12 protein-coding genes and 1 pseudogene are annotated in these 12,353 nt (G+C 38.8%); 12 read left to right on the top strand and 1 reads right to left on the bottom strand.

Translation table 11 applies throughout. The features are described from left to right. Positions 1 to 8 precede the first annotated feature (8 nt). The 8 genes from QM469_RS02020 to QM469_RS01985 all read left to right on the top strand — a co-directional run bounded on the left by QM469_RS02020 (position 9) and on the right by QM469_RS01985 (position 7,978). Positions 9 to 614 (top strand): DUF6707 family protein, encoded by a 606-nt coding sequence (locus tag QM469_RS02020; RefSeq protein ID WP_414275960.1) that lies wholly within the window; start codon positions 9 to 11, stop codon positions 612 to 614. Between the two features lie 39 nt (positions 615 to 653). Next, positions 654 to 1,154 carry an NUDIX hydrolase gene (locus tag QM469_RS02015; RefSeq protein ID WP_414275959.1) on the top strand — a complete coding sequence of 167 codons (501 nt, stop codon included), beginning with the start codon at positions 654 to 656 and terminating at the stop codon, positions 1,152 to 1,154. Next, positions 1,141 to 1,869 carry a GNAT family N-acetyltransferase gene (locus QM469_RS02010; RefSeq protein ID WP_414275958.1) on the top strand — a complete coding sequence of 243 codons (729 nt, stop codon included), beginning with the start codon at positions 1,141 to 1,143 and terminating at the stop codon, positions 1,867 to 1,869. Before QM469_RS02015 ends, QM469_RS02010 begins: the two co-directional genes overlap by 14 nt. Positions 1,870 to 1,910: 41 nt before the next feature. Then, a complete protein-coding gene (locus tag QM469_RS02005) occupies positions 1,911 to 2,759 on the top strand; it encodes a putative PEP-binding protein (RefSeq protein ID WP_248035487.1) in 849 nt (282 codons plus the stop codon). After that, a complete protein-coding gene (locus QM469_RS02000; protein ID WP_248035484.1) occupies positions 2,756 to 3,196 on the top strand; it encodes an ASCH domain-containing protein in 441 nt (146 codons plus the stop codon). The genes QM469_RS02005 and QM469_RS02000 overlap by 4 nt, the downstream gene beginning before the upstream one ends. Positions 3,197 to 3,318: 122 nt before the next feature. Continuing rightward, complete coding sequence (locus tag QM469_RS01995) at positions 3,319 to 5,865, top strand: M1 family metallopeptidase (protein ID WP_248035481.1); 2,547 nt, start codon at positions 3,319 to 3,321, stop codon at positions 5,863 to 5,865. Between the two features lie 114 nt (positions 5,866 to 5,979). Continuing rightward, entirely contained in the window at positions 5,980 to 6,651 is a 672-nt protein-coding gene (locus QM469_RS01990) for a response regulator transcription factor (protein WP_000590624.1), read from the top strand. Further along, positions 6,644 to 7,978 (top strand): sensor histidine kinase, encoded by a 1,335-nt coding sequence (locus QM469_RS01985; RefSeq protein WP_248035479.1) that lies wholly within the window; start codon positions 6,644 to 6,646, stop codon positions 7,976 to 7,978. The genes QM469_RS01990 and QM469_RS01985 overlap by 8 nt, the downstream gene beginning before the upstream one ends. A 109-nt stretch (positions 7,979 to 8,087) precedes the next feature. On the opposite strand, the gene QM469_RS01980 is transcribed toward QM469_RS01985, so the two are convergent. Continuing rightward, entirely contained in the window at positions 8,088 to 8,363 is a 276-nt protein-coding gene (locus QM469_RS01980; RefSeq protein WP_001145235.1) for a DUF3270 family protein, read from the bottom strand. A gap of 445 nt (positions 8,364 to 8,808) precedes the next feature. Between QM469_RS01980 and tnpA the strand changes: the two are divergent. The 4 genes and pseudogenes from tnpA to QM469_RS01960 all read left to right on the top strand — a co-directional run. Further along, a pseudogene (gene tnpA, locus QM469_RS01975) lies at positions 8,809 to 9,195 on the top strand (IS200/IS605 family transposase); the annotation flags it as partial. Positions 9,196 to 9,520: 325 nt separating this feature from the next. Further along, positions 9,521 to 10,576, top strand: coding sequence for an ABC transporter permease (locus QM469_RS01970; protein ID WP_248035478.1), 1,056 nt, complete (start codon positions 9,521 to 9,523; stop codon positions 10,574 to 10,576). Between the two features lie 13 nt (positions 10,577 to 10,589). Further along, positions 10,590 to 11,270, top strand: coding sequence for an ABC transporter ATP-binding protein (locus QM469_RS01965; RefSeq protein ID WP_248035475.1), 681 nt, complete (start codon positions 10,590 to 10,592; stop codon positions 11,268 to 11,270). Between the two features lie 126 nt (positions 11,271 to 11,396). Then, entirely contained in the window at positions 11,397 to 12,326 is a 930-nt protein-coding gene (locus QM469_RS01960; RefSeq protein ID WP_281335470.1) for a peptidase U32 family protein, read from the top strand. Positions 12,327 to 12,353: the final 27 nt, after the last annotated feature.

The raw sequence follows: 12,353 nt of genomic DNA, 5'->3' as shown, positions 1-12,353 counted from the left end.
GATTTCAGATGAAGTTACCAGAAGTAGTTGAGCTAGTGGAAAATCATCCAGACCTACATCTCTATTTAGATAAAATTTTAAAAAAGAATAAGAAGACCCAGGCTAGCTATCTCGAATCGCTAAATCATCTGTCATATCTACTTTATCTGGATGGTCAAGAGGAAATGGCTAAGGAATTATTAGATCGTATCATACAAGTTCCATTTGAAGGGAATTATAACACTTGGACCTTTGTTGATAGCTCTCTAGTTTTATTGGCCTATCTGGAAAGAGAAAAAGAAAATCAGGTATTGGTCTATAAAAAACTCCTTTTATCTCCATTAGAACAAGGGGAGGAATCAACTCAAAACATAAGAAGGAGAGTTCATCAGAGATTTTTGAATGGTGATAGCTTGGAGCAAAAGCTTGCAAAAATCGAGCAAGCTTCAAGTACTGAATCGGAAATGGAACGCCGTTTGCTATACTTGACAGATTTATTGAAGATTCACCTTTTTATTACTGAGTCAACGTGTGAAGAGACAGATATCCAAGCAAAAATCGAAGAGAATATGGAGATACTAAAGAAGTATATCAAGGAGCATGAGATCTATAGCCTCTTTCCTTTTAAGGGATAAGGTGTTCTAGCAATCTTGGACTTTTAGAAAGAGTAGAATATGGAAATCAAAAAACACTTTGGTGTCTATGGCGTTTGCTATGAGAATGGGAAATTGCTTTGCATTGAGAAAACGAGAGGGCCTTATCAGCATCGTTTTGACCTACCAGGTGGTAGCCAGGAAGTAGGGGAGGGACTGACTGAAACCCTCAAGAGAGAAGTTCTGGAAGAGACGGGCTATACGCTTAGCCAGTATTCAAATCCTAGGATTTATGACGTGCTGGTTCAAGAAGAGGGGCAAGACTTCGCAGTACATCATATCATGGTCTTTTATGATATAGTACTTGATTTAGAAGGCTCTCAAAAATCCCTTCCTCATGAAGTTCTTGATGGAAGTAACGATTCAGCAAATGCCATTTGGCTTCCTCTTGAGCAGATGACCGAAGAAAATGCCTCACCCTTAGTATTAAAGGCTAAGGCAGAGTTACGAGGATTTCCTGAATTAGAATTGACAAGATATAGAAATTGGAAGGTAAAGATGGGGGATAATGGAACTATTTAAAACATGGAAGAAAAATATGGTTCTCTATGGTCTTAAATCTCAAATTGGAACTGTATACCGAAACAGTGATGGGACAACAAGTTTTTATGATATTGGGAATTTTCTATACCTAGCAGGGGAGCTAAATTCTAGATTTTGGGAAGATTTTGTTAGGCAATATGGTTTAGATTATAAGATTATTATTTCAGAAGACACTAAGTGGCAAGATTTTCTACATCAGAAAGTGGAGCTAATTTCTTTTACTCGCTATTCTTTTAAGGATAAGGCAAATTTTCAAGTTGAATTTCTAAATGATCTAGTTAGTCATATAGAGGAAGGTTACAATATTGTACCTATTGATAATCGTATTTATAACTGCCTTTCTGAGGAAGAATGGTCACAAGATTTAAAGGGAGATTTTGAGTCCTATCAGGATTTTTCTTTAAAAGGTGGATTTGGCTTTGTGGTTCTTAAAAATAAAGAACTGATTGCTGGGATTTCCTCAGGGTTAGTTTACCGTGGAGCAGTTGAAGTGGAAGTTGCAACTAGACCAGATAAACAAGGAAATGGATTTGCAAAAAAACTTGGTGCTGCAATGATTCTAGAGAGTCTAAATAGAGATATGTTTCCACTTTGGGATGCTCATAACGAGGCTTCTAAAAAAGTAGCAGAATTTTTAGGATATGAGTTAGTTGAACCTTATGAAGCTTTTGAACTAGATGAAAGCGTCATATAATGATATCTGATATTGTATCTTTTAAGACGAGGTGAATGGACATGCAAAATCAACTGGCTCTTAGTGGCGAAAAAATTCTTGAAAAAATTTACCCACAACTATTTCATCATGTTGGTATGATTCGTGGCGAATACTTGTTGAGAGAGCTCAATCAAAACATCCTGTTACCAAGTTGTCAGCAATTTGTAAAAGATTATTTAGACACTATTTGCCATTTGTACTCAGATGAAGAAGTCTGGTATCGCTTTTCAGAGTTAACAAATGCAGAAGCAAATAGTCTAGACGGGACTAAAGAGTATTTTGACGAACGCCACCCCTTATTTGGATATAGAGGGACTAGGCGTTTATTGGCGTGTTCAGATGAATTTCAGGCTGAGGCACATGTCGTTACAGAAGTTTATCAAACCAATCCCAATCTGTCTGTTATTTTTCCTTTTGTCAATGATGCTGAACAGTTAAAACAAGCTATTAGAGTATTGCGCCAGCATTGTTTTACTGGAAAAGTTGGAATAATGATTGAATTACCGTCAGCGTATTTTGACTTAGACAGGATACTGGAAACGGGTATTTCAAAGATTGTAGTGGGAATGAACGATTTGACTTCATTTATTTTTGCGACTGTAAGAAACAGTCAATGGCATGATATGGAAAGTCCCATTATGTTAGAAATGCTGAGACAGATGCAGGATAAGGCAAGGATGAAAAAGATAGATTTCGCTGTAGCAGGCTATCTGAATCCTTCTTTCATACAAAAAATGAATCAGATGGGGATTGAGTGCATTATCCACTACAGTTCTATTCCAGAGATTTTTAATTTAGAGATTGACCATCCAGATCATCTCAAACGTGTAAAAGAAGAAAGTAAAAAAATACAAAGGAGCAACCCATGACACCGCAAGAAATGTGGAATGCCTACAAGAAAATCAACCTCTCTATCGGAGATGAGATAGATGCCTGGGCCTTTGGAGTGGATCCAGACCTTTTAGCGGAACTGGTCTTTAAAGGCGAAAAAACAGCGACAGCCTCAGCTTACGACCTCTATGCACTAGAGGACGAACCCCTTCCACAAGAAGGGACCTTTGATGTTATTTTAGACAGTAAGGATCAAGCTATCTGCATTATTGAAATTACAAAGGTTTCCGTTCAGCCTTTCCATCAGGTTTCAGCCGACCATGCCTACAAGGAAGGTGAGGGAGACAAATCTTTAGCCTATTGGCGTCAGGTTCATGAAGACTTTTTCAAAGACTGCTTAGGAGAAACAGGTCTGACTTTTACACCTGACAGCAAGGTTGTTTTGGAAGAATTTCGCAAGGTCTACCCTCTCTAGACTACTAGTAAGAAGAAAGTTTTGGAAATCACCGTCCAAAGCTTTTTTCTGACTTAAAATATGATAAAATAGGTATGTTTGAACTAGAGCATATGCTCATAAATTTAGAATAGGAGAATATGATGCAAGCAGTAGAACATTATATCGAAAAATTTGTTCCTGAACATTATGATTTGTTTTTAGACTTGAGTCGTGAGACTAAGACGTTTTCAGGAAAAGTAACTATTACTGGTCAAGCTAAAAGTGACCGTATTTCCCTTCACCAAAAAGACTTGGAAATTGCTTCTGTTGAAGTAGCAGGTCAAGCTCGTCCATTTACAGTTGATAATGAAAACGAAGCTCTTCATATCGAACTTACAGAAGCAGGTTCAGTTGATTTGGTCATCGCTTTTTCAGGTAAGATCACAGATAACATGACAGGGATTTACCCATCTTACTACACAGTTGATGGAGTTAAGAAGGAAGTCTTGTCTACTCAGTTTGAGAGCCACTTTGCCCGTGAAGCCTTCCCATGTGTGGATGAGCCAGAAGCCAAAGCAACCTTTGACCTAGCTCTTCGTTTTGACCAAGCAGCAGGCGAAATTGCCTTGTCAAACATGCCTGAGATTAACGTTGAAAACCGTAAGGAAACTGGCATCTGGAAATTTGAGACAACTCCACGTATGTCCTCATACTTGCTAGCTTTCGTTGCTGGTGATTTGCAAGGGGTAACTGCTAAAACTAAAAATGGTACTTTGGTAGGTGTTTACTCAACCAAGGCCCATCCACTTTCAAATCTTGATTTCTCATTAGACATCGCTGTTCGCTCAATCGAGTTTTACGAAGATTACTACGGAGTCAAGTATCCAATTCCTCAGTCTCTTCACATCGCCCTTCCTGACTTCTCAGCTGGTGCTATGGAAAACTGGGGTCTGGTAACTTACCGTGAAGTTTACTTGGTTGTTGATGAAAACTCAACCTTTGCCAGCCGTCAACAGGTAGCTCTTGTCATTGCTCACGAACTTGCTCACCAATGGTTTGGTAACCTTGTAACTATGAAGTGGTGGGATGACCTCTGGCTCAATGAAAGCTTCGCGAATATGATGGAATACGTCTGTGTGGATGCCATCGAGCCAAGTTGGAATATCTTTGAAGATTTCCAAACAGGTGGAGTACCTCTGGCTCTTGAACGCGATGCGACGGATGGCGTTCAATCTGTTCACGTTGAAGTCAAACACCCAGATGAAATCAATACTCTCTTTGATGGAGCTATCGTCTATGCCAAAGGAAGTCGCCTCATGCACATGCTTCGTCGTTGGTTAGGGGATGCTGATTTTGCCAAAGGTTTGCATGCTTACTTTGAAAAACACCAATACGGAAATACTATTGGTCGTGACCTTTGGAATGCTCTCGGACAAGCATCTGGTCGTGATGTAGCAGCCTTCATGGATTCTTGGTTGGAGCAACCTGGTTATCCAGTCCTTACTGCCACAGTTGAAAATGATGTTTTGAAGATTTCACAAAAACAATTCTTCATCGGTGAACACGAAGATAAAAACCGACTTTGGGTAGTGCCACTTAACAGCAACTGGAAAGGAGTACCAGATACTCTCGAAACTGAAAGTATCGAAATTCCTGGCTATGCAGCACTTCTTGCTGAAAATGAAGGAGCACTTCGTTTCAACACTGAAAATACAGCCCACTACATTACAGACTATCAAGGTCAATTACTTGATGCTGTGCTTGCAGACCTAGTAGAACTTGATAACACAAGTAAACTTCAAATCGTCCAAGAACGTCGTTTGCTTGCTGAAGCAGGGCACATTTCTTATGCAGACTTGCTTCCAGTAGTGGATCAATTAGCACAAGAAGAATCTTATCTCGTTGTTTCAGCAGTTTCACAAGTTATCGGAGCGCTTGATCGCTTTATCGATGAAGGAACAGAGGCAGAAAAAGCCTTTAAAGCCCTTATTGCTAAACTGGCTCGTTACAACTATGACCGTCTTGGCTTTGAAGCTAAAGAGGGTGAATCTGATGAAGATGAATTGGTTCGTCAATTGACAATTTCCATGATGATTCGTTCAAATGACGAGGAAGCCAGTCAAGTTGCTAGCCAAATTTTCGAAGCCCACAAGGATAATCTTTCAGGACTTCCAGCAGCTATTCGTTCACAAGTTCTCATCAATGAAATGAAACACCATGAGACTAAGGAATTGGTCGCAACTTATCTCGATCTTTATACTCATGCCACAGATGCCGCCTTTAAACGCCAATTGGCAGCTGCTCTTGCCTACAGTACAGATGCGGATAATATCCAAACCTTGATTGCTTCTTGGAAGGATAAATTTGTGGTGAAACCTCAAGATTTGTCTGCATGGTATTATCAGTTCTTAGGTCATCAAGCAACCCAGGAAACAGCGTGGTCTTGGGCGCGTGAAAACTGGGCTTGGATTAAGGCTGCTCTTGGTGGAGATATGAGCTTTGATAGCTTTGTTATTCTGCCTGCCCATGTATTTAAGACAGAGCAACGCTTGACAGAATACAAGGCCTTCTTTGAGCCACAACTTTCTGACCTTGCCCTTAGCCGTAACATCGGTATGGGCATCAAGGAAATCGCAGCACGCGTTGAATTGATCAAGCGTGAAAAAGCGGCAGTTGAAGCAGCTGTTGCTCAATATAGCAAAGCTTAAGGATTCTAGTCTAACTAGATTACAAAAACTCAACTTTCTATTGGAAAAACAAGGGAAGTTGAGTTTTTTTTAAGATATTTTTGCTATAATAGGTATAATAAGGAGGAATTTTTGATGATCAAGATTCTATTAGTGGAAGATGACCTAGGCCTGTCAAATTCAGTCTTTGACTTTCTGGATGATTTTGCGGATGTCATGCAGGTTTTTGATGGAGAAGAAGGTCTTTATGAGGCTGAAAGTGGTGTTTATGACTTGATTTTATTGGACTTGATGTTACCTGAAAAAAATGGATTCCAAGTCTTGAAAGAATTGCGTGAAAAAGGTATTTCGACTCCTGTTCTGATCATGACAGCCAAGGAAAGTCTCGATGACAAAGGTCATGGATTTGAGCTTGGGGCAGATGATTATCTAACAAAACCATTCTACCTAGAAGAACTCAAGATGCGTATTCAGGCCCTGCTTAAACGTTCTGGTAAGTTCAACGAAAATACTCTTTCTTATGGTGATTTGACTGTAAATCTATCTACCAATGAGGTTAGAGTTAATGATACTGTTGTTGAACTATTAGGTAAAGAATTTGATCTCTTGGTTTATTTCCTCCAAAATCAAAATGTTATCTTACCCAAAACCCAGATTTTTGACCGTTTATGGGGATTCGATAGTGATACAACTATCTCTGTCGTAGAGGTTTACGTATCAAAAGTTCGTAAGAAATTAAAGGGATCAGTCTTTGCTGAAAACCTCCAAACCTTGCGTAGTGTTGGGTATATTTTAAAACATGTTTAATAAATTTAAAAAGAATTGGTATGCGGAGGATTTCAGTTATTTTATCCGTAACTTTGGAGTATTTACTCTGATTTTCTCTGCTATGACCTTGATTATCTTGCAGGTTATGCACTCCAGTCTCTACACCTCAGTAGATGAGAAGCTTCTGTCTCTCAGTGGCAATCCTCAAGATGTCATCCAGTTGGCTGTCAATCGAGCAACAGATGAAGTCAAAGATCTCAATAGTCAATCCGTTCCTCCATCAACGGATAAAAAACCAACGGTCAGTTCCAATACAGAAGTGATATTGCTAGATTCAAATTTGAATCAATTAGTGACTGGCAACCGCTTTTTAGGTCTTGACAAGATTACTTTTAATAAAAAGGATTTGAATCATATTCGACAACTTCATGTTCAGAATAGTTACGGTCAGGACGAGATTTACCGAGTGATTCTATCTGAAATAAATATCGATTCTGTCTCGACCAATATCAAGTATGCAGCAGTTTTGATGAATACCACTCAGATAGAGCAAATCAGTCAAAATCATGAGCAATTAATCGTGGTAGTCATGGCTAGCTTCTGGATTTTATCCATCCTTGCCAGCCTTTATCTTGCGCGTGTTAGTGTAAAACCCTTGCTTGAGAGCATGCAAAAGCAACAGAGCTTTGTGGAAAATGCCAGTCATGAGTTACGAACTCCATTGGCTGTTCTCCAAAATCGTCTAGAGACTCTTTTCAGAAAACCTGAGGCAACCATTATGGAGTCAAGTGAGAGTATTGCCTCCAGTCTAGAAGAAGTTCGGAACATGCGCTTTTTAACGACTAATCTACTTAATTTAGCTCGTCGTGATGACGGCATTAAACCGGAGTTAGGAGAGGTAGAGCCGGATTTCTTTAACACAACCTTTACCAACTATGAAATGATTGCTTCTGAAAATAATCGTGCTTTTCATTTTGAAAATCGAATTCATCGGACCATCATAACAGATAAGCTGCTTCTTAAGCAACTGATGACTATCTTGTTTGACAATGCTGTCAAGTACACAGAAGAAGAAGGAGATATTCATTTTGTCATTGCTACGACGGAGCGTAATCTCTATTTGTCAGTAGCTGATGATGGAATTGGTATTTCTGCAGCAGATAAAAAGAAAATTTTTGATCGCTTTTATCGGGTTGACAAAGCTCGTACTCGCCAAAAAGGTGGCTTTGGGTTAGGTTTGTCCTTAGCTAAACAGATTGTTGATGCCTTAAAAGGAACCATCAGTGTTAAGGATAACAAACCTCATGGTACGATTTTTGAAGTAAAAATCGCCATTCAAACACCATCCAAGCGTAAAAATAAATAAAAAAAGGCTGTGACTTAGAAAGCGGTAGACCAAGTATCGCTTTTCTAGTCGCAGCTCTTTAGCTATCGTAGAAAAAATAGGTCGGGACAAAAATCCCGACCTTTTGAATCTAATATAATTTCTTCTTAATCATTGAACGTTGAAAGTTTGATGCCGCTAAACTCAAGGCAATTGCTAGGCTAAAAGCCAGAACTGTATTAAACTTGAGGGCTAAAAAGATAAAGCTAAACAAGGCTAAAAAGACGCAAAAACAAGCAATGTTTACAAAGAAAAGAACTTCCTTCAAACTAGCAACGGAAGTGGTTTCTGGAACATAGTCTTGGTATAGCGTTGTTTGAGTTTCCTCTTCTTCAAACTCATACGATTGATATTTTCTTACGGGCATGATTCTCTCCTTAACAGTACTCTTTCATTTTACCATTTTTCAAGAAAAAAATTATTACAGTAAGGTTACAAAAAGAATAAGGTCTGTTTTCAAATGATGAAACAAATTTCTTGACACTCTTACCCAAAGGTGATACGATGGGTGAACAACTCAAAACATCTTGTCTGTTCAAGTTTTTGTAATGAGGAAGCGAAATAAATATAAGTAGCAATTGCTGGTTGTTTCCGTAGATTTAGAACCACTTTGTAGGATGAATGAAAAGATTTGCATGAAAGACAGATTTTTCTGTCTTTTATTATGTGACTATTAGTCCGTCTCGCTCCGTGAGGTGCGAGACAAATAAACCACCCGCTATGCGGGTGCGCGTCGAAGGTTATACCAAAAAAACTCCAAACGCGATACAATAAAGGTGTTCAAGCCAATTGTAAAGCGAAAGGAGAAAACCATGGTACAAAAGTCTCATAGTTTATCACACACAAAGTGGATGTGTAAGTATCACCTTGTGTTCACCCCTAAGTATAGACGAAAAGTCATCTATAATCAATATCGGAGTAGTTTAGGTGAAATATTTCATCGCTTGTGTAGTTATAAAGGAGTTGAAATTATCGAGGGTCACTTAATGCCAGACCATGTACATATGTTAGTAAGTATTCCACCAAGGATAAGTGTTTCGAGTTTCATGGGTTATTTAAAAGGTAAAAGTGCACTCATGATGTTTGACAAACACGCCAACCTCAAGTACAAGTTTGGGAATCGGCATTTCTGGGCAGAAGGTTATTATGTGAGTACAGTAGGGCTTAATGAAGCCACAATTAAGAAATATATTCAAGATTAAAGAAATTATCCAGTGGATGATTTCTTCACGAGTATGAAAATTTGAGAACGAGTAAAGCATGATATAGCACTAGATAAATTAAGTGTAAAAGAATATGAGGATCCCTTTAGGGATAGTGGCAAGTAATACTCACGCCTCTTTAAGAGGCAAGTGACGAGTCAAGAGCAATGAGGCTTGAACAACGTGAAAGCCAGCGTCTTTAGGCGCTGGCTGGTAATTTGGGCTTATAGCCCTGGTGCAAACCACCCGTTAGACGGGTGGTTATGATTTTTGATGCTGAGTGAGCTTTTTCCACTCTTAGAAAAGTAAAAGGAGATTTGCAGTGTATCTTGCAATCAAGGAAATTTTAAAAAATAAACTTCGTTATAGTTTGATTTTAACGACGATCTTTCTTATAGCGTTTATGGTCTTTTTTATGACAAGTTTAGCTCTGGGGCTTGTTAGAAATAATAGAGCAGCCGTGGATAATTGGCAAGCGACAGGAATTGTTTTATCAGATTATGCAAATGATAATCTGACAGCTTCCTTTATTCCAGAAAAGAATTATAAGGATCAGGTTTCCGAAGATGCAGCACCTTTGGGGTATATGTTTGCGGTGACCAATCTCGTCAATGATAGTGAGAAGGAAAACATCTCTATTTTTGCACAGGATTGGAACAGTTTTATCTCTCCTTCCTTGATTGAGGGACATTATCCAGAAAGTGATAATGAAGTTGTCGTGGATCAGTCTTTAGAAAACTATGGAATTAAACTTGGTGATGCCGTTCAACTGAATGGAAGTGAAAATTCTTATACCATCGTTGGACTTACGAAAGGGAATAAATTTTTTACAGAACCTGTAGTATTTACAAATTTGACTAGCTATTGGATCTTACAAGGTACGCTAAATGCAGGTCGCTCGATTTCTGCTTTGGTCTTAAAAAATGATGTTCAGCTATCTGCTGATGGTTTAAGTCAATTAACCATTCAAAACATGATTGCCCATATTCCGGGCTATACACCTCAAGTAAACGTATTTTCAGGCATGATTTTAGCGATGATTATCATATCAGGTCTTATTATTGGTATTTTTATTTATATTATTACCATTCAAAAACTAGGCCTCTATGGAATTATGAGAGCCCAAGGAATTCAGGTTAAAACTATTGTTTGGTCGCTTTTTTGTCAAATTATATTGCTGGCAGGTTTTGGGATCGGTCTAGCATTATTGGCAATTGTAGCTGTCATCCTTGTTTTACCTGCAACCTTCGTTTTCTATTCAAGTTGGTTAGCATATTTAGGATTGAGTTTGGGAATTTGTTTGATGGCATTACTTGGAGGAGTGATTTCTCTCCCTCGTTTGCTCAAAGTTGATCCAATAACAGCTATTGCAGAATGATAAGGAGACCTACATGACACCATTGATAGAAATGAAGCAAGTGACGAAAAGCTATGGAGAAGGAAATATGAAAGTCGTTGCACTACACGAGACGAACTTTCAACTAAATGCAGGTGAATTTGTTGCCATAGTTGGTCCTTCTGGATCTGGTAAAACAACCTTTTTGACCACCTTAGGACAGTTGCAGGAGCCTTCAGGTGGGAAGATTTTAGTAAAGGGAACAGAAACGGGTAATTTGACTGAAAAAGAGAAAACAGATCTTCGGTTTAAGGAATTTGGTTTTATATTACAGGCTTCAAATCTGATCCCTTTTTTAACAGTGAAGGAACAATTAGACTTAATTGATCGACTAGATAAAGACGAATCTTCGAAAAGTGACCGTCAAGAGTTATTTGATTTGCTGGATCTGAACAAAGTTCAAAATCATTATCCTAAGGCCTTATCTGGGGGAGAACGTCAACGAGCAGCAATTGCCAGAGCACTCTATAACAATCCTAGCATCGTTCTTGCTGACGAACCAACAGCCAGTCTTGATACCCAAAGAGCTTATCAAGTAACGGATATGCTGGCATCTATAGCCCATGAGCAGGGAAGAGGAGTGGTAATGATTACTCATGACACCAGACTTCTAGATAAGGTGGACCGTGTCTTTATCATGAATGATGGTCACCTTGTTGAAGAAATACAAGCATAAAAGAATATAAAGTGAACTCTAGTAAAGGTAGTTCACTTTTCTTTTTATAAAAGTGAAGAGTATAACTTTTCTTAAAAAATAGATTGCCCATAGCTGATTTTTCAGAAATGTGGTATAATTTTTCTTATGGAAAAGATTATTATTACAGCAACTGCTGAAAGCATTGAACAAGTAAAAGAATTACTAGAGGCGGGAGTTGACCGCATCTATGTTGGTGAGAAAGATTTTGGACTTCGTTTGCCAAAGACTTTTTCTTATGATGAACTGAGAACCATCGCTGGTCTGGTTCATGATGCAGGTAAGGAATTGATCGTAGCGGTCAATGCCCTTATGCATCAGGATATGATGGATCGTATCAAGCCCTTCCTTGATTTCTTGGAAGATATTAAAACAGACTACATTACTGTTGGGGATGCAGGTGTCTTTTATGTTGTCAATCGCGATGGTTATTCTTTTAAAACCATCTATGACGCCTCAACGATGGTAACTAGCAGCCGTCAGATCAATTTCTGGGGACAAAAGGCTGGCGCTTCTGAGGCAGTATTGGCTCGTGAAATTCCATCAGCTGAACTCTTTAAAATGCCTGAAATTTTGGAAATTCCTGCTGAAATTTTGGTCTATGGAGCAAGTGTTATCCACCACTCTAAGCGTCCACTCTTGCAGAATTACTATAATTTTACTCAGATTGATGATGAAAAAACACGTCAACGCGACCTCTTCTTAGCAGAGCCTAGTGATCCAGATAGCCATTACTCTATTTTTGAAGACAATCATGGAACTCACATTTTTGCCAATAACGACCTTGATTTGATGACCAAATTGCCAGAGTTGGTAGAGCATGGTTTCACTCATTGGAAACTAGAGGGACTATATACTCCAGGGCAAGATTTTGTTGAGATTGCAAAACTCTTCATCCAAGCTCGTAGCTTGATTCAAGAGGGAAGCTTTACGCATGACCAAGCCTTCTTGTTGGATGAGCAAGTCCGTAAACTCCATCCAAAAAATCGTTTCCTTGACACAGGATTTTATGACTACGATCCTGACATGGTTAAATAAGAATCAGAAACCCGAAATAAAATGTTC

Source organism: Streptococcus infantis (assembly GCF_047464215.1).
GTDB lineage: Bacteria > Bacillota > Bacilli > Lactobacillales > Streptococcaceae > Streptococcus > Streptococcus infantis_P.
Note: the sequence above shows the minus strand (reverse complement) of the source record. Positions and strands in the feature narration are given on the sequence as shown.